The sequence below is a fragment of the Shewanella hanedai genome, assembly GCF_007197645.1.
Classification (GTDB): Bacteria; Pseudomonadota; Gammaproteobacteria; order Enterobacterales; family Shewanellaceae; genus Shewanella; species Shewanella hanedai.
Map to the genome: position 1 here is coordinate 166,379 of NZ_VKGK01000009.1, position 18,531 is coordinate 184,909.

General features: G+C 42.6%; 14 protein-coding genes, 1 tRNA gene and 1 rRNA gene. 13 read left to right on the forward strand and 3 right to left on the reverse strand.

What is annotated here, in order from left to right:
• The first annotated feature begins 289 nt into the window (after positions 1–289).
• From FN961_RS09720 to polA, 6 genes are all read left to right on the forward strand, one after another.
• A complete protein-coding gene (locus tag FN961_RS09720) occupies positions 290–937 on the forward strand; it encodes a TetR/AcrR family transcriptional regulator (protein WP_144039982.1) in 648 nt (215 codons plus the stop codon).
• A gap of 263 nt (positions 938–1,200) precedes the next feature.
• On the forward strand, positions 1,201–2,394 hold the full coding sequence (locus FN961_RS09725; protein WP_144039983.1) for a glycine C-acetyltransferase: 1,194 nt from the start codon (positions 1,201–1,203) through the stop codon (positions 2,392–2,394).
• Between the two features lie 11 nt (positions 2,395–2,405).
• The gene (gene tdh / locus FN961_RS09730) at positions 2,406–3,431 is read left to right on the forward strand and encodes an L-threonine 3-dehydrogenase (protein WP_144039984.1); all 1,026 of its coding nucleotides are present in this window, start codon (positions 2,406–2,408) and stop codon (positions 3,429–3,431) included.
• A gap of 70 nt (positions 3,432–3,501) precedes the next feature.
• Positions 3,502–3,810: a thiosulfate sulfurtransferase GlpE gene (gene glpE / locus FN961_RS09735; RefSeq protein WP_144039985.1), complete on the forward strand. Its 309-nt coding sequence runs from the start codon at positions 3,502–3,504 to the stop codon at positions 3,808–3,810.
• A 137-nt stretch (positions 3,811–3,947) separates the two neighbouring features.
• Entirely contained in the window at positions 3,948–4,784 is an 837-nt protein-coding gene (glpG, locus tag FN961_RS09740) for a rhomboid family intramembrane serine protease GlpG (protein ID WP_144039986.1), read from the forward strand.
• A gap of 772 nt (positions 4,785–5,556) precedes the next feature.
• Positions 5,557–8,316: a DNA polymerase I gene (gene polA / locus FN961_RS09745; protein ID WP_144040006.1), complete on the forward strand. Its 2,760-nt coding sequence runs from the start codon at positions 5,557–5,559 to the stop codon at positions 8,314–8,316.
• A 744-nt stretch (positions 8,317–9,060) separates the two neighbouring features.
• Here polA and yihA read toward each other — a convergent pair.
• Positions 9,061–9,738: a ribosome biogenesis GTP-binding protein YihA/YsxC gene (gene yihA / locus FN961_RS09750; RefSeq protein WP_144039987.1), complete on the reverse strand. Its 678-nt coding sequence runs from the start codon at positions 9,736–9,738 to the stop codon at positions 9,061–9,063.
• Positions 9,739–9,907: 169 nt separating this feature from the next.
• Between yihA and FN961_RS09755 the strand changes: the two genes are divergently transcribed.
• The 7 genes from FN961_RS09755 to FN961_RS09785 all read left to right on the forward strand — a co-directional run bounded on the left by FN961_RS09755 (position 9,908) and on the right by FN961_RS09785 (position 17,857).
• Positions 9,908–10,528: a c-type cytochrome gene (locus FN961_RS09755; protein ID WP_144039988.1), complete on the forward strand. Its 621-nt coding sequence runs from the start codon at positions 9,908–9,910 to the stop codon at positions 10,526–10,528.
• 734 nt (positions 10,529–11,262) lie between these two features.
• Entirely contained in the window at positions 11,263–11,940 is a 678-nt protein-coding gene (locus FN961_RS09760; RefSeq protein WP_144040007.1) for a class I SAM-dependent methyltransferase, read from the forward strand.
• Between the two features lie 47 nt (positions 11,941–11,987).
• The gene (gene yihI / locus FN961_RS09765) at positions 11,988–12,524 is read left to right on the forward strand and encodes a Der GTPase-activating protein YihI (protein WP_144039989.1); all 537 of its coding nucleotides are present in this window, start codon (positions 11,988–11,990) and stop codon (positions 12,522–12,524) included.
• A 61-nt stretch (positions 12,525–12,585) separates the two neighbouring features.
• Complete coding sequence (locus FN961_RS09770) at positions 12,586–13,053, forward strand: DUF2489 domain-containing protein (RefSeq protein ID WP_144039990.1); 468 nt, start codon at positions 12,586–12,588, stop codon at positions 13,051–13,053.
• 259 nt (positions 13,054–13,312) lie between these two features.
• Positions 13,313–14,689, forward strand: a complete 1,377-nt coding sequence (gene hemN, locus FN961_RS09775; RefSeq protein ID WP_144039991.1) for an oxygen-independent coproporphyrinogen III oxidase — start codon at positions 13,313–13,315, stop codon at positions 14,687–14,689.
• Positions 14,690–14,976: 287 nt separating this feature from the next.
• The gene (locus FN961_RS09780; protein ID WP_144039992.1) at positions 14,977–16,761 is read left to right on the forward strand and encodes a DUF885 domain-containing protein; all 1,785 of its coding nucleotides are present in this window, start codon (positions 14,977–14,979) and stop codon (positions 16,759–16,761) included.
• A gap of 100 nt (positions 16,762–16,861) precedes the next feature.
• Positions 16,862–17,857: an alpha/beta fold hydrolase gene (locus FN961_RS09785; RefSeq protein WP_144039993.1), complete on the forward strand. Its 996-nt coding sequence runs from the start codon at positions 16,862–16,864 to the stop codon at positions 17,855–17,857.
• A gap of 324 nt (positions 17,858–18,181) precedes the next feature.
• On the opposite strand, the gene FN961_RS09790 is transcribed toward FN961_RS09785, so the two are convergent.
• Both FN961_RS09790 and rrf read right to left on the reverse strand, forming a co-directional pair.
• Positions 18,182–18,258, reverse strand: a tRNA-Asp gene (locus tag FN961_RS09790).
• Positions 18,259–18,357: 99 nt separating this feature from the next.
• Positions 18,358–18,473: ribosomal RNA gene (gene rrf, locus FN961_RS09795) — 5S ribosomal RNA — on the reverse strand.
• Positions 18,474–18,531: the final 58 nt, after the last annotated feature.

Here is an 18,531-nt window from a genome sequence, read left to right on the forward strand (position 1 = left end):
TCTGATACTTATTTAACGTATTAGCGGCTTAGTAGAGTAATGCTAACATACCTTAAACCGATCACTTGCTGCATTATGATTTACGCCCGAAACTCACTTCATTTATGGCCAAAGGTGAAATTAACGCTGTAATTAGGATAAATCAGTTTTGCCTGATAAATTATGTCAGTGCTAGTATACCAAAACGACCTCATGACATACTGCAAGTGGTTGCGGTATATTTATCCAAGATCAGGGCAATCTAGTATCAATCGACCTGTGATTAAACATCGATTCAATTAGGACGACAATGAAAACCCGCGATAAAATAATTTACGCCAGTCTTGAGCTTTTTAATGAAAAAGGTGAACGCAACGTCACCACTAATCATATCGCCGCGCATTTAGGGATCAGCCCTGGCAACCTCTATTATCACTTCCGTAATAAAGAGGACATCATTCGTTCTATTTTCAGCTTATATCAAAGCCACCTTGAAACCAGTTTTCAACCCTATGAGGGTGAGCCGGTTAACATAGATCTGCTTATCGGCTACTTCGATGCTATGTTTTACGCAATGTGGGAGTTCCGGTTTATGTACGCTAATCTCACGGATATTTTAAATCGTGATGATGAACTTAAATCTCTGTATCTCATTACTCAACAACAAGTACTCACTCGATGCAGCCATGTCCTGACTAAGCTCAATCAAGATGGTGTGCTCGCAATTGATAGTGAAGATATTCCTTCCCTTGCAGAGACGATTCGTATGATTGTCTGTTTCTGGATCGGTTATAAGCAGACGCATTCAAGCAAAATGGAGATCACTAAGTCTTCAATCTACGAGGGGTTACTTAGAATTCTTATGATTTCAAAAGCCTACTCGACAGCAGACTCTCGCAGTACTTTCATGAGATTAGAACAACATTACCGAGAGCTAGCAGCCGCACCGACGGAATAGATGACATCCACCAACACAAGTTGGTGGTTTTTTTACTCATATCCAGTTAACGTTTTCCTCTATAATCAATCCTTAGTCACCAGATTATCCTCGCTCAAACCTTATTTGTTATTGATTAGTTTTTTTAATGTGAATCGTCTTGTTACCCTAAACTAAATAATCCTACCTGTTCACAGTAAAAAAAGGCTGTGAGCGTAAGCAGATTTAAGGTTAAAATGCCGCCACTCCAATAAACAAAATAATGCTAATTAAGGAGAATTCAGGTGGCAAAGACCTCATTCTACGATCAAATGAACCTACAACTTACCCAAGTAAAAGCCGAAGGCTTGTACAAGAGTGAGCGTATTATCGTCTCTCCTCAGCAAACTGAGATCCAAGTCAATGGCAGCGAAGTGATGAACTTCTGCGCCAATAACTATCTTGGTCTAGCCAACCATCCAGAGCTCATTGAGGCCGCTAAAGCCGGACTTAACGCTCATGGTTTTGGTATGGCTTCGGTACGTTTTATCTGTGGTACCCAAAATATTCACAAGCAACTCGAAGCAAGTCTTAGCGAGTTCTTAGGCATGGAAGACACCATTCTTTACTCTTCATGCTTCGATGCTAACGCAGGTCTTTTCGAAACTTTGCTAGGCCCTGAAGATGCCATTATTTCTGATGCACTCAACCACGCTTCTATTATTGATGGTGTGCGTTTGTGTAAAGCTAAGCGTTTCCGCTATGCCAACAACGATATGGCCGAGCTTGAAATTCAACTTAAAGCAGCCAAAGAAGCCGGTGCACGCAACATCATGATCGCCACCGATGGCGTATTCTCGATGGACGGTGTCATCGCTAATTTAAATGGTGTTTGCGATCTGGCTGATCAATACGGCGCACTCGTGATGGTCGATGATTCTCACGCAGTGGGTTTTGTTGGTCAAAATGGCCGTGGTACTCATGAGCACTGCCAAGTGATGGATCGCGTTGATATCATTACCGGTACATTAGGCAAAGCCCTTGGTGGAGCATCGGGCGGATTCACATCTGCGAAGAAAGAAGTGGTCGATTGGTTACGTCAACGTTCACGCCCTTATCTGTTTTCAAACTCTTTAGCGCCATCAATCGTGACGGCATCGATTCACGTACTTGAGATGCTAAAATCAGGTCAAGCACTTCGCGAAGCCGTATGGGAAAACAGTCGTTATTTCCGTGAGAAAATGACTGAGGCTGGATTTACACTCGGCGGCGCAGATCACGCGATTATTCCAGTGATGATCGGTGATGCTAAGCTCGCTGGCGATTTTGCCAGTCGACTGCTTGAAGAGAACATCTATGTAGTTGGTTTCTCATTCCCTGTCGTCCCTAAAGGGCAGGCACGTATCAGAACTCAAATGTCTGCGGCACATACAAAAGCGCAGATAGATAAGGCAATCGAGGCATTTACTCGTATCGCTAAAGAGATGGGTATCATTTAGGAATTTATGCGATGAAAGCACTAAGCAAGCTTAAACCTGAAGAAGGGATCTGGATGGTCGATGCTCCGAAACCGGAGATGGGCCATAACGATCTACTGATTAAAATTCGTAAAACGGCTATTTGTGGTACAGATGTCCATATCTACAATTGGGACGAGTGGTCACAAAACACCATTCCGGTTCCTATGGTTGTTGGCCACGAATACGTGGGTGAAGTGATCGGTATCGGTCAGGAAGTACGTGGATTCTCAATCGGCGATCGTGTCTCTGGCGAAGGACATATCACTTGTGGCCATTGCCGTAACTGCCGTGCTGGACGTACTCATCTGTGTCGTAATACTTCTGGCGTTGGGGTTAACCGTGACGGTGCTTTTGCCGAATACTTAGTGATCCCAGCATTCAATGCGTTCAAAATCCCAGATGATATCTCTGACGATCTTGCTTCAATCTTTGATCCGTTTGGTAACGCGGTACACACTGCGCTCTCTTTTGATCTGGTCGGTGAAGATGTATTGATCACAGGCGCTGGTCCTATTGGTATTATGGCCGCTGCGGTTTGTCGTCATGTTGGTGCACGCCATGTGGTCATTACTGACGTCAATGAGTATCGTCTCGAACTTGCACGTAAAATGGGGGCCACACGCGCCGTTAATGTTGCAAAAGAGAATCTCAAAGATGTGATGAGTGAACTTGGTATGACCGAAGGCTTCGACGTCGGTCTTGAGATGTCAGGCGTACCTTCTGCATTCCACTCTATGCTAGACACCATGAATCATGGCGGGAAAGTGGCCATGTTAGGTATTCCTGGCGGCGAGATGGCGATTGATTGGAGTAAAGTGATCTTCAAGGGACTTATCATCAAAGGCATTTACGGTCGCGAGATGTTTGAAACTTGGTACAAGATGGCGAGCCTGATTCAATCTGGACTCGATATCTCACCGATTATTACTCATCACTACAATATTGATGATTTCCAGCAAGGCTTTGACGCCATGCGCTCTGGTCAATCAGGTAAAGTTATCCTTAATTGGGATTAACTTAATCTTAAAGGGTTGGCGACGTCAGCCCTTTTTATACATCCACTCAATCATTTAAGTAAATATTACTATGCCTAACTTCCAACACTTTAGCGTTAACCAGCTCATTCAATTAGCTGAAACGAACCCCGACATTCAGATTGTTGATATCCGTGATACAGCCAGCTTTGAGTCTGCGAATATCAAAGGATCGGTTAACTTAACCAATGACAACCTAGCCAACTTTATTGCTGAAGCCGATATGGATCAGCCTCTGATTGTTGTTTGCTATCATGGGATCAGCAGTCAAAATGCTGCAGAGTACCTCATTGAGCAAGGCTTTGATGATGTATACAGCTTAGATGGCGGCTATCAGGCATGGCGTGAGTCAGAGAGTTAACTTTTTTCATCTCCTCGCCTGAGAATGTCTATCAAGGTGTGGCCTTAGTCTTTGTATTAGCTGTATATAATTGTTTATTCCGAGCCAAAGAGTGCTATTCTATTTAATGTTACCCTCCCAGATATGAGGTTCAGCCTATGATCGAGATTGGCAGGTTACCTAATGAAAGAGCGGCCCAAGCTCTGGTCGATTACCTTAAAGGCGAGAACATTGACTGTAAAGTCACCCACGTCGAACAAGGAGTCAGTCTGGCCGTAGTGCGAGATCAAGACAGCGTCAAAGCGGCGATGGAATTTCAACGTTTTATCCAGAATCCCCATGATGATAAATACCTACAAGCCTCTTGGGATAATGGCGATACACACGTCAAGATGGATTATGGCGCACCTTCTTTGCAGCTACTGACTCAATTTATCTCAGGCGCAGGCCCGTTAACACTGTCCATATTCTTTATTTGCGTCATCGTTTTCGCAGGTTTTAACTTGGGCTTTGCTAACCCAATTTATGAATATCTCTCTTTTTTCAATGCCGTACCCGACACTAACTTAAGCCAAGTGTGGCGAATTTTCACGCCAACACTCCTTCACTTCTCAGCACTGCATATCATCTTTAACTTACTCTGGTGGTGGTATTTGGGTGGTAAAATTGAAAACAAGTTAGGCGCAGCGCCATTGTTCATCTTACTCATTGTCGCTGGCACCTTACCCAACGTATTACAGTATTACATTGGTGGGCCTAACTTCGGCGGCCTGTCTGGTGTCGTATACGCTGTGGTCGGATACACTTGGATTATGGGGGTTAAACGCCCCGAATTAGGTATAGGGCTTCCACCGGCATACATGGGCTTTATGCTGTTATGGCTAGTATTTGGTTTTACCGATCTATTCGGACTCTCCATTGCTAACGGCGCTCATATCGGCGGATTAATGGTAGGACTTGCTCAGGGATTCATAGACAGTAAACGCAGACTTTAAGCACTCGCTATATCCACTTCAACAGTACAAACTTTAGCTCTGTCACGACAAGATGTTAAATCCAGCATCTTGTCGTAATTTGAGCACTGGACACTCAAGACTTTCCCCTTCATCACACAGGTAGTCATCTACCTACTTCTCCTAATACGCCTTCATAAAATCGATATCTGCGAGACCTTAAGATCAATCAGATCGGCTTGAATTAGTTTGCCCAAAAACACTCTAAGTAGATCAACTTCTTATACTGATTGGTATTAAGCACAGATATCAAACGCCTGATTTCAAGAGGGTAAACATAGCGAATAAAGAGTCATGTGCCCCTCAACCATTGAAAACTTTAGAATGACTCACTAACCCTAAAATTTTTTTTCATTAAAACCCTCCTGTATATATCTTTTTATTTTAACAAGAGCATAACAAATAGCTTGATCTGTTTATTTTTCATGCTAAGTTAGTGCATCAACTATATTAAGCGCTGTTTATTTAGCCAAATCAAGAGTGTTATAAGTAGTTAAATAAAAAAGTCCACAAAATAAAACCAAAATAAGAAAACTACAACACAGTTCACACTTTTTTTCCTTTCACTTTACTTTCAACACCTTACAATCAAGCCTTTTCTATGAATGGTTGAACAATTTCAGTTAATATTTTTTTTAGTGCACAGACTTATCCACAAGCAGTGGAATAAATTCCCGTGGCTGTAAACTCCCTTCTGTGGCATGCTAGCGCCACTATCGAAAACATCACTCGAAACCAAAGTCGAATACTCATTATGCCGAAAATTGCCGAAAATCCCTTAGTTCTTGTGGATGGTTCTTCATACCTCTATCGAGCTTATTACTCACCACCACATTTGACAAACTCGAAAGGGGAAGCTACGGGGGCAGTGTATGGCGTGATCAACATGCTCCGCAGTTTGCTGAATCAATATAAGCCAGATCAGATGGCTGTCGTTTTCGATGCAAAAGGAAAAACCTTTCGTAATGATATGTACGAAGACTATAAAGCACAGCGCCCACCCATGCCGGACGACCTTCGGACGCAAATTGAGCCTCTACACAATATTATTCGTGCGTTAGGCCTACCTCTTGTGTGTATCTCAGGCGTCGAAGCCGATGATGTGATAGGAACGATTGCGACACAAGCAAGTAAAGAGGGGCGCGCCGTACTGATCAGTACTGGCGATAAAGATATGGCTCAGCTTGTCGATGACAATGTCACCTTAATTAATACCATGACCAATACCGTTATGGGACCAGCAGAGGTGAAAGAGAAGTTTGGCGTAGGACCTGAGTTAATCATTGATCTGCTAGCGCTTCAGGGTGATAAAGCCGATAACATTCCTGGTTTGCCAGGTGTGGGTGAGAAGACAGCCGTTGCAATGTTAATTGGCGCTGGTAGCGTCGAACAGATCTTGGCAGCACCTGAGAAGATTCCAGCACTAGGCTTCAGAGGTTCTAAAACCATGCCGGCCAAACTGGCTGAACATGGCGATATGCTCAAACTATCTTATGAGCTGGCCACTATTAAACTTGATGTTGAAATGGAGCAAAATTGGAAAGAGTTAACTATTACTCCAGCCAATAAAGATGACCTCATTAAATATTATGGTGAAATGGAGTTTAAGCGTTGGTTAGCTGAGGTATTAGACAATAAAACGGGTACCGCTAAAGACTCTGACGACAGTTCGAATGAAGAAGAGGTAACGCCTCAAGAGATCGCAACAGAGTATGAAACCATTCTAACTCATGAAGCGTTAGATCGATGGATTGAGCAACTCTCCAAAGCAGAACTGATCTCCATAGATACAGAGACCACAAGCATCGATTATATGGTCGCTAAATTGGTCGGTATCTCATTTGCAGTTGAAGCAGGTAAAGCGGCTTATTTACCATTAGCCCATGATTATCTCGACGCACCTGAGCAACTAGATCTAGAAGAGGCTCTTGCTAAACTTAAACCTCTACTTGAAAATCCTGAACTTAAAAAAGTCGGTCAAAATCTTAAGTATGACATCAGCATTTTTGCCAACATAGGCATCAAGTTACAAGGTGTTGCTTTTGACACTATGCTCGAATCTTATGTGTTTAACTCAGTTGCCTCCAAACACAACATGGATGATTTGGCACTGAAGTATTTAGGGCACAAGACCATCAGCTTTGAAGAGATCGCAGGTAAAGGGGTTAAGCAGATCACCTTCAACCAGATCCCGCTCGAAACAGCCGCACCTTACGCTGCAGAAGATGCAGATATCACTTTGCGACTGCATCAACACCTTTGGCCTCGTTTACAAAAAGATCCAAAACTCGCCTCGGTCTTTACCGACATTGAGCTGCCTTTGATCCACGTTTTATCTGATATTGAACGCGAAGGTGTATTGATCGATAGCATGATGCTAGGTCAGCAGAGTGAAGAGATAGCGATCAAGATAGATAAACTCGAACAAGACGCTTTTGAGATAGCAGGTGAAGTCTTTAACTTAAGCTCACCAAAACAGCTTCAAGTCCTGTTTTTTGAAAAGCTCGGTTACCCAGTCATTAAAAAGACGCCTAAAGGAGCTCCTTCAACAGCCGAAGAGGTATTAATTGAACTTGCTCTGGACTATCCGTTACCTAAGATAATATTACAACACAGAAGCTTAGCTAAGCTTAAGAGCACATATACTGACAAGCTGCCATTGATGGTAAATGCCAGAACGGGTCGAGTACACACCAGTTATCACCAAGCTAATGCCGCAACGGGTCGCTTATCCTCTAGTGAGCCTAACCTGCAAAACATTCCAATTCGTACGGAGGAAGGAAGACGTATTCGTCACGCCTTTATCGCTCAAGAGGGTAAAAAAGTACTTGCGGCCGATTACTCTCAAATCGAGTTGAGGATCATGGCGCACCTATCCCAAGATAAAGGCCTATTAAAGGCTTTTGCTGAAGGAAAAGACATTCATAAGGCAACCGCAGCAGAAGTATTTGGTGTCAACTTTAGTGAAGTCACCACAGAGCAGCGCCGCCGTGCTAAAGCCGTCAACTTTGGTTTAATCTACGGAATGTCAGCCTTTGGACTAGCACGCCAACTTGATATTCCACGCGCAGAAGCACAAAAGTATATTGATACCTACTTTAAACGTTATCCTGGCGTACTTAAATATATGGAGGATACGCGAGCAGAAGCCGCTGATCTTGGCTATGTCTCTACTCTCTATGGACGCAGACTCTATCTTCCAGCTATCAAAGATAGAAACGCCATGCGCCGTCAAGGAGCTGAGCGTGCAGCGATTAACGCACCAATGCAGGGAACTGCAGCTGACATAATCAAGAAGGCAATGATTAACATCTCCCAGTGGATTGAATCGGATACCCAAGGTGAGATCACCATGATCATGCAAGTACACGATGAATTGGTATTTGAGGTCGACAGTGATAAAGCAGAAGCATTACAAGCTAAGATATGCAAAATGATGGCAGATGCCGTCAGCTTAGATGTCGAACTCTTAGCTGAAGGCGGGATCGGTGACAACTGGGAACAAGCCCACTAGTCCCTTTCATCCTTTACTGAAAAGGCTCCAGCTTGCTGGAGCCTTTTTGTTTTCTAAGCTTAAAATAGATGACTTCTTATATGCCGTTCTTACAAAAACACTGTCATTTATACATCATCAGTATGAAAAATCCTTAAACGTGTTAAAAAGATCAAAAAAAGTATTTTTATTAGCCAATGGACATTAACAGATTCATATATAAGCAGATAAATAAAAATTACCGATCATATTCTGTGTAAAAAAGCCTCTCAAGCTTGGATCCTTGTCACATTATTACGTTTTATATGAAAAACAGTTTTTCATATAACGGTCAATGATGTATTATTCTCTGCGTAGGGTACAGAGGTTAAGATGTTCTATCTTTCAGACCTTTTTAATTCGCTAATTATAGTGAATAGCCAAATTATGGCGCCTCAGCAACTTAGTTTGCTGGGGCTTTTTTTCGCCTAAAATTTATTTTAGAGCATTTACTTTAAACTTAATCCTATTCCATGTATGCTATCGATATTGAGTGTCAAAAAGCCTAGCTTGATGGTACTTGAGTCTTGTTGAATTTAGCTTCTCCCCAAAAGAGCTAATTGGGCCGATGGTTTTTCCGTCGGCTATTTTTTTATCTAAAATTCCATTCAGCTCATATATATAAATCATAAATACAACACGCTGGTTTTTTTTGACTATAAAAAAGCCCCAGCTTCAAAATGAAACTAGGGCGTTACTCTTATAAGATTAGTGCATCAATAAAGCTTAAGCTTCGTCTTCACTCTCATCTGCATTTTCGGCCTCTGCAATTGCATCCATTAGCCATTGCGGTTGACACCATTCGTTCAAAATACTCAGCACTTTTGGCTTTCCTAGCCCTTTTAACGATGAAAATGGCTCGACCTTAACTCGGTCATCATAATCACCAAGGTGTTTTCTCACCTCGTTAATCATCTTCATTCTCTCGCTTTGCTTCATTTTGTCCGCTTTAGTGAGCAGAGCCAATACCGGAATCTCGCTCTCAACTGCCCACGAAATCATCTGCATATCGAGATCTTTCAGCGGGTGTCGGATATCCATTAACACAACAACGCCAGCCAAACATTGACGTTCCTGTAGGTATTCACCTAGCGCATGCTGCCATTTTTTCTTTAATGCCAGCGGAACCTGAGCAAAACCATAACCGGGAAGATCCACTAAACGACGGTGTTCATCTAGCTCGAACACGTTAATTAACTGTGTTCTTCCGGGGGTTTTACTGGTTCTAGCTAACCCTTTTTGATCGGTTAGCATGTTCAATGCGCTAGACTTACCCGCGTTTGAGCGACCAGCGAACGCGATTTCTACCCCTGCATCTCCTGGTAAATATTGGTTAAGATGCGCAATATCAGGAGCACTGATTAAAAACTTTGCTTTACGAAAATCCATACGAGATTCAGTCACTACCGACTCCAAAAATATAACGTTTTGTACTTTAAATATCGAAGAGTTGCTTACATTTTCACAATTTCGTGTAAAATATTACCTCGATCACATTTAGTACATTTTATCACGCTTGCGAGCTATGCTAGTAAGTTCAGGACAAAAAAATTTAACCATAAGTTGGAACGCCATGAAAAAGTTTGCTCTTGCGCTATCTGTTTTAGCCTCAATCTCTTCACCAGCGATGGCAGAAGGTAATGCTGAAGCGGGAAAAACTAAAGCCATCGTTTGCTCAGCCTGCCACGGTGTGGACGGTAACAGCATGATAGACATGTACCCAAAACTTGCTGGACAACAAGCCACTTACCTCGAAAAGCAGCTACATGATTTCCGTAGTGCTGCTCAAACAGGTGGTAAAGAGGGTCGTAATGATCCAATCATGGGCGGAATGGCCATGATGCTTGATGACCAAGGTATTAAAGATGTTGCCGCATTTTACGCCTCACAGACACAAACTCAAGTCGAAGTAACAGATATTCCTGAGTTAGGTGAGCAGTTGTACATGAGCGGTGATGTCGCTCGCGGTATCACTGCTTGTATTGCATGTCATGGACCGCAAGGTGCAGGTTCTGAATTGGCAGGTTTCCCCGCTATCGGTGGACAACATGCAAATTATCTCACAATTCAGCTAAATAAGTTCCGCGATACAAGTCGTAACAATGATTTAAATGGCATGATGCAAGATATCGCTGGCAAGCTAACAACTGAAGACACAGCAGCATTATCTAAATATATATCAAGCCTTAAGTAAGTTTTAGGCATGTTAAAAAAAGGTGGCTAAGCCACCTTTTTTCACACTTTAAAGTTACCTTTACGTAAACTTCCCTTAAAAACAGGCTTGACACTGATCACAGATTTAGGTTTAATTGAGCCCGTACCGAGATGAACCCATCTGTTTGTATAAGACATCTAATAACAACTTACAGTTTTCGGTTACGTTTGCATTTAAGATATAAGAATAAATATATTCAATAACAATAATATAATTAAGACCACTCTCTAAAAATAATAAGAGTCGTGATTTCTCTTGAAATCCAGGTCAGCAATACTTTTAGTAAGGAACTTGGTTAGGAAGGCCAAATAGCTTTAATAGCGCTCCCTTACAGGTTTAGAAACATCGCTTCGCAGCTTGCTGTTTTAGAGCGTAAGTTCACTAAACTAACGTAAAAGTAACAGGGATGGTTTAATCAACGTCAAAGATGACGATTTGGATAGTGATGTGTCATGGAGACCATCTACGGAAGCTGTAGTCAGGATGACTCAGGATATTAAGAAAGCGTCTGGATGACCGCTAACTAAAATACTATGCAGGGAAAGCAGCCAAAAATAAGATGGATACTGACCGGGAAAGTCGCATAGCAAGTATGGATACTTGAAATAAGAATTGGTGTCTTTGACACTTTTTGAGGGCGACAGTCATACTGTCGCCTTTTTTTATGATATTTTTAAAGTCTCCTTTTTTATCCAATTGGTGAATGTTTGAAAATGCGCAGATGCCCTCTTTGCCACAACACACAAACCTCTCTATTTCACCGCAATAAAAAACGCGACATGTACACTTGCCATCATTGCCAGTTAGTTTTCTCCGACGCCGCCTCCCATCTCCCCCCTTCTGTCGAGAAACAAAGATACCAAGAAAGCGGAGAGGGTAAACAACCCGCACTGACTCAATTTCTTACTAGCCTAATTTCACAATGTGAACAAAATTCCGAACAACCACTATCGGGTTTGAACTTTGGTCGAGTATTGGATCCCAGTTCTCTGTTAGGCATAGGCAATAACCAGCATAAGATCTCTCAGTACGATCCTTTTTTCGCACCAGATCATCAAGTGCTAAAGCATCACTATGATTACATCTGTTGCTTCAAGGTTTTCGAGCATTTTCGCTTTCCTTTTAAAGAATGGTCTCTATTAGGTTCGATGTTAAAACCTGGCGGCTGGCTTGCCATCAAGACCAAATTACTGACTGATCCAAGCACCTTTGATAAATGGCACCATAAGAATAACCTCACCCATGTAAGCTTTTATCAACACGCGACTTTCGAGTATCTAGCCGAACAGGCCGGTTTTAAGTTATTATTCGCACCAAATGATCTCATTCTGGTGCAAAAACCATCAGGATCTGATATAACACGCGACCTAAGTTCGTTTGCTGAAAGTTAATCGGCTTTGCGTACCAAATTTGTATTACCAGTTATTGAGAACAACCCATGGCACACTCTAAAAAATCACGTAAAGTTAATCAGAACTCACCTAAATTAGCACCCAGAACGAAAAAGACCGAACGCGTTCTAGCAGGTAAAAAGAAAGACTCTGGCAATAAAGCCGGCAGCCGTCACAATGAAAACATTGTGGGTAACGTCAATGGCACAGGTTCACAGAAAAAAGACCCACGCCACGGCAGTAAGGTAGCTGTTAAGTTAGACCTTCCGACTAAAGTTGTTGCGCCTAAGAAAGAGAAAGGGCCAAAACTTACCGATGAGCAGAAATTACTCAAGATGGAAGATGATCCAAGACTGAATCAACTTCTAGATATGCTTGAAGAGGGTAAAGAGCTATCTAAAGATGATCAGAAATGGCTCGAAAATCAGCTAAATCTAATCGAAGCACTAATGGAAAGCTTAGGTATTACAGCAGAAGATGACCTCGAACATGTCATGAAATCTGTTACTAGCAGTGACGATGACCTATTCGACAAATTTGAATCTGGCGCAGACCTACTCAAAGATTTTCAAAATAAAGATTAATCCTCAAGTAATTCCAATAAATGGCATCGATTTAGATGCCATTTCTATATCAGGATAAACGATGACAACAGCGCTACTTATATCAGGCTTTATCATAGTTACAGCCCTTGCCAGCTACGCCACCTATCTTATATTGAAACTGCGCAAGCAAACTGCTGATAAATTGGCAAAGCAGGCTGAATTCGATGCTACCCATAAAGCCAAATTCGATGAACACTTAGACAGCATTAGATACATAGCAGCAGCCATGTTAGATGACAGATGCGAGCTATCAGAAGGCGTGATGAGAATAGCAAAACTCTTCGGTATCTTATCAATGTCAGAGCAAGTCACTAATGACTACCCGGCTCTCTTTAAACATTTTGCTATTATTGAATCCCACCCGATCATGGCAGAACGTAAATTATTGGAAAAAAGAGCCCGCATGAAGCTCGATTATGCCCGTATGCGTTCAGAAGCAGAACTTGAGCCTGAAATTCTCGAAGAAGCAAAACGGTTAACCTTATTTACTCCGAGCCCATTGCATTAATCATTGTCAATAAATCCATTACGAGTGCCAACAAGATAGAGATGAAGCAGAATCTTTAAATTTATTAAGCGATAAATGGCTAAAGGCGTGAGTCTGTGCACAAAAACGCCAAATGAGCACTGACAATTGCCTCGTTTTCATGGATATTCTTTCATTCATTAAATATGCAGGTCTCAATTTTTAACATGGATCATAGTTATCCAATGAATAACGATGCATACTTTACACCTCGCTAAACTACGACTCCGGAGGACACGCCTTGAAGCAGCCCACCCAAATTAGTTGGGATCAGTCAATGATCGAAAAATACAATTACAGCGGTCCCCGTTATACGTCTTACCCTACAGCGCTGGAATTCGATGACTCTTTTACTGAAGAGAAACTACTAACCTCTATTGCGAACAGCAAGAGCGATAGGTTATCTCTTTATATCCATATCCCGTTCTGCGCTAAGCTCTGCTACTACTGTGGTTGTAATAAGGTGATCACCCGTCACCAGCACAAGGCCGATCAATACATCGAGTACCTTGCTAGCGAAATAGTAAAACGAGCACCACTGTTTAAGAACTATCTTGTTACCCAAATTCATTGGGGCGGAGGTACACCAACCTTCTTAAATCCAGATCAAATTCTTAGACTTTCTGCGCTTATCAGAGAGAACTTCAATGTCGCCGATGTAGGCGAGTACTCCATTGAAGTCGATCCGCGTGAAATTGAACTGTCTATGTTAGATACGTTGAAAGAAGCCGGCTTTAACCGTATCTCTATCGGTGTTCAGGATTTCAATAAGAAAGTTCAAATCGCGGTTAATCGTGAGCAGGATGAGCAGTTCATCTTCGACCTGATGGCCAAAGCAAAAGAGCTAGGTTTTGTTTCAACCAACATCGACCTTATCTACGGCTTGCCACACCAGACACCTGAAACTTTCGCAGAAACGATGCAGCGAGTGTTGGACCTGAATCCGGACCGTCTTTCTGTCTTTAACTACGCTCATTTACCTGCACGTTTTGCAGCGCAGCGTAAGATTAAAGATGAAGATCTAGCATCGCCTCAGCAGAAGCTAGATATGCTACACCAAACAATTGAAACATTGACCGGTGCAGGCTACCAATATATCGGTATGGATCATTTTGCTAAGCCAGATGATGAGTTATCGATTCTGCAAAATGAAGGTCGTCTACACAGAAACTTCCAAGGTTATACGACCCAAGAAGAGTGTGACTTGCTGGGCTTAGGCGTTTCATCAATCAGCCAAATTGGCGATTGCTACGCTCAAAACCAGAAAGATATTCGCCCATACTATGAGTCGATTGAAAAATCAGGCCACGCATTGTGGAAGGGCTGTAGCTTAAACCGCGATGACGAGATACGTCGTGTCGTGATTAAGCAGCTTATTTGTCACTTCGATTTAGATATGGCGCTGATAGATGAGAAATTAGGTATTAACTTCGAAGAGTACTTCAGCGAAGACCTTAAGTTATTGCAAACTTTTATCGATGATAAGTTAGTCGACATCACAGACAGAAAGATCACCATCAGCCCAACTGGCCGCTTACTGATCCGTAATATCTGTATCTGCTTTGACGTGTACTATCGTGAGAAAGCACGTCAGCAACAGTTCTCGCGTGTAATCTAACTCATCTGCTTTGACGATTTTTAACATGAGCTATCGTGAGAAAGCGCGCCAACAACAGTTCTCTCGTGTGATTTAGTTTGAAATAAAACTAAACTTCTAGAATGAAAAACCGACTTAACGTCGGTTTTTTTATGTCTAAAATTTGTTCATACAGTTTTGCTTACCTTCCAAAGATCAAGATTGCATACAACATATTAAAATAGTGCTAAATTCACAAAGCCTGAACTGGATATGTTTAGCGCGATGCGTCCCTATAAAACCTATAAGAATCGATGAAGGACATTTTCATGTACAAAATACTTGTACCCAGCTTACTTGTTATCGGCTTAAGTGCCTGCCAAATACATACAGTACCTGAAACAGAGGCAAAAACTCAATCAACCAAAACACAAACAAGCACACCACTGCAAAGCATGATTGATAAGGCTTGGAAGATCACGCTAGATGCCAGTCCAGACTTTGCCTACTCCCAAGGAGACATATCTCAAGCTGGTAAGCTAACCGATCTGTCACCCGATACCTTAGCTAAGTTCAATAGCAGACGTGAACTCCTTCTCGTTAACTTAAAGGCGCTAAACAAAAGTAGGCTTTCTAAAGAGGAGAGGATTAACGCACAGCTCCTACAAGACCAGCTACAAAACGATGTAGACCTATATCGCTACAAAGACCACTACTTGCCAATTTCGTCTGAGAGCGGCTTTCATGCGTATATAGCCTCAATCGCTAAAGACAGATTTTCAACAGAGCAAGACTACCATCACTACCTAGCAAAGCTTGAGGCACTGCCAAAGTATTTTGCTCAGCAAACCTATTGGCTACAGCAAGGATTGGCTGCGGGGATAACTCCACCGAAAGTCACGCTAAATGGATTTGAAAACAGCATCAGCGCCTTTATGGTTCCCGTGGAGGACAGTGGATATTTCAAGCCTTTCACCCATTATCCCAAACATTTTTCAGATGCTCAAAAAGCAGCATTAACCGAACAAGGCCGAGCTTTAGTCGAGAATACGGTACTGCCTCTGTATAAAGAGTTTTTTGACTATATCACTCAAGAGTATTTGCTTGGTGCACGAACTAGCATCGCTACAGCAAGCCTGCCCGATGGTGAAGCCTTCTATGAAAATCGCGTCAGGTATTACACCACCTTAGACATGAACTCAGATGAGGTTCACCAACTGGGTTTACAAGAGGTCAAACGCATCCGAGGTGAGATGGAAGCGATTATTGTCGACGTTGGCTTCGAGGGTTCATTCGCTGAATTTCTTCACTTTCTTCGAACTGACCCGCAGTTTTACCCAAAGACCAAAGAGGAATTGCTAAAAGAGGCGGCGTATATCGCCAAGAAAGCCGACGCGATGTTGCCTAAGTATTTTGGTAAGCTGCCACGCACTCCCTACGGTATCCAAGAAGTACCAGCAGAGATAGCCCCAAAATACACCACTGGACGTTACTCAGGTTCAAGTCGTGATGATGAGCCAGGCTATTACTGGGTCAACACTTACGCCTTGGATAAACGTCCACTCTATGAGATGGAAGCACTAACACTCCATGAAGCTGTTCCGGGTCACCATCTGCAGATATCCCTCAATACTGAGCTTACCTCACTGCCACCATTTCGCCGTTACAGCTATATTTCGGCCTTCGGCGAAGGTTGGGGTTTGTACTCTGAATACTTGGGATTAGAGGCGGGGTTCTATCAAGATCCTTACAGTAACTTCGGCCGCTTAACCTATGAAATGTGGCGCGCAGCCCGATTAGTCGTCGACACAGGCATGCATGCCAAAGGCTGGAGCCGTCAACGAGCTTTGGACTTTATGGCGAGCAATACCGCTTTATCACTGCACAATGTCACCACAGAGATCGACCGTTACATCTCTTGGCCAGGCCAAGCGCTTTCATACAAGATTGGGGAACTGACTATTAAACGCCTGCGTGCTCAGGCTGAAGAGGAGTTAGGTGAAAAGTTCGATATCAGAGCCTTCCATGATGCCATATTGGAAAATGGATCAGTGCCGATGTTAGTGCTAGAACAACAAATCCAGGACTTTATCTCAATTCAGAAAGCCAACTAAAGTAATAGTACCAGTCATTTGTGAGTCACGAGAAACTTAGTGGCTCACAAATGGTTTAGGTATACACTGACTAACAAGCATAAACTACACTGTAAATACCATGTCACTAGCAACTGATCCGCAAGACCACGCTCAGAATCAACCAGAACCGCTCACATTCTCATCAGAGCACGCACTTAACACTCTTCAGCAACAAGCTTTCTGGAAGACGGTCACTCAATCGGTCATCAAAACTATTGATAATATCACCTTAGCTTATGCCTCTATTGAACATCCTCAGAGCCATAAAGCGATTGTCATCAGCAATGGCAGAATTGAGTCATACCTTAAGTACCAAGAGCTGATTTTCGATCTTTATCATCAAGGCTATAGTGTCTACGCCATCGATCACAGAGGCCAGGGACTATCGAGCCGTATAACCGCTAATCCACACCAAGGTCATATCGATAAATTCGATACCTATATCGATGACTTCGCCTTTTTTATCGATAATGTTGTTCTCCCTAAGCAACATAAAGAACTCTTTTTAATCGGTCATTCCATGGGAGGGGCCATAGGCACTCTCTATTTAGATAAATATCCGCAAACATTTAACGCAGCGGTGTTTTCAGCCCCCATGTATGGCATAAAACTGCCTGTCAGCAGTCGCTTTATCCGTTGGTTAGCTAAAGTGTTAGACACTACATCAGAGCATAAAGAACCTAACTATATTTTAGCTGGCAAGGATTACAAACCACATGAGTTTGCCAATAATGATCTAACCCACAGTCAGCCACGTTATGAAGACTATAGAGTTCTCTATCAAACCCATCCACTTATTCAGCTTGGCTCACCAACCAATCATTGGTTATATGAGTCTATTGATGCGGGTAAGAGAACAATAGAAGCAGCAAAAAATAGCAACACACCAATATTAATCCTTCAGGCAGATGAAGATACTATAGTCGATAACTTCGCTCAGTATCACGCAGTCAGTGAAATGTGTCAGCTTATCAATATCCCCAATGCCCGCCATGAGATCTTTATGGAGCAAGATGAGTGTAGAAATCTAGCCCTCAATGAGTTGATTCACTTTCTAGATAAACACGCTTCTTAACTATCTGTTCCAATACTACAGTTGATGAGGAGCTTAGCTCCTCTTCAACGATCGACTTCAATGTCTTCATAACTAATCTCCTAGAGCAGTCATTCACAGCTTATAGACTCTAATGTTTATAATCTCATCGTTGTTTTATCAAATTCCAGACACGAAAAAGCCCTAACATTGCTGTTAGGGCTTATCGTAATGTTTGTGGGTGAATATCGCGGAGCGATAAGCTCATGAACGCGAATCTGGGGCGGACTATCTCGTTTCAAAAAAGTCCGCGACGCCAAAACGAAAAAAGCCTCTGCATTTCTGCAGAGGCTTTTGTCTTTATGTTGGCGGAGCGGACGGGACTCGAACCCGCGACCCCCGGCGTGACAGGCCGGTATTCTAACCAACTGAACTACCGCTCCTTTAGTAAATTGCCGAAGCATTTCACTAAATTCTTTTATCGTCGCTAGCGTGTCATGGCTAGTAGACGTGTTTTCACTAAAAGCGAAAACTAAATAGGCGCCTGGAAATGACCTACTCTCACATGGGGAGACCCCACACTACCATCGGCGCAATTGCGTTTCACTTCTGAGTTCGGGATGGGATCAGGTGGGGCCACAATGCTATGGTTTCCAGACAAATTTGCTATTACTTTCAGCTTTTAAAAAGCTAAAGGTAAATAATTTCGAAAGCTG

Coding starts and splice junctions, on each gene's coding strand:
- glpE (WP_144039985.1), top strand. CDS start 3,502: ATGCCTAACTTCCAACACTTTAGCGTTAACCAGCTCATTCAATTAGCT.
- glpG (WP_144039986.1), top strand. CDS start 3,948: ATGATCGAGATTGGCAGGTTACCTAATGAAAGAGCGGCCCAAGCTCTG.
- FN961_RS09755 (WP_144039988.1), top strand. CDS start 9,908: ATGAAAAAGTTTGCTCTTGCGCTATCTGTTTTAGCCTCAATCTCTTCA.
- FN961_RS09785 (WP_144039993.1), top strand. CDS start 16,862: ATGTCACTAGCAACTGATCCGCAAGACCACGCTCAGAATCAACCAGAA.
- polA (WP_144040006.1), top strand. CDS start 5,557: ATGCCGAAAATTGCCGAAAATCCCTTAGTTCTTGTGGATGGTTCTTCA.
- FN961_RS09720 (WP_144039982.1), top strand. CDS start 290: ATGAAAACCCGCGATAAAATAATTTACGCCAGTCTTGAGCTTTTTAAT.
- yihI (WP_144039989.1), top strand. CDS start 11,988: ATGGCACACTCTAAAAAATCACGTAAAGTTAATCAGAACTCACCTAAA.
- FN961_RS09760 (WP_144040007.1), top strand. CDS start 11,263: ATGCGCAGATGCCCTCTTTGCCACAACACACAAACCTCTCTATTTCAC.
- tdh (WP_144039984.1), top strand. CDS start 2,406: ATGAAAGCACTAAGCAAGCTTAAACCTGAAGAAGGGATCTGGATGGTC.
- FN961_RS09770 (WP_144039990.1), top strand. CDS start 12,586: ATGACAACAGCGCTACTTATATCAGGCTTTATCATAGTTACAGCCCTT.
- FN961_RS09780 (WP_144039992.1), top strand. CDS start 14,977: ATGTACAAAATACTTGTACCCAGCTTACTTGTTATCGGCTTAAGTGCC.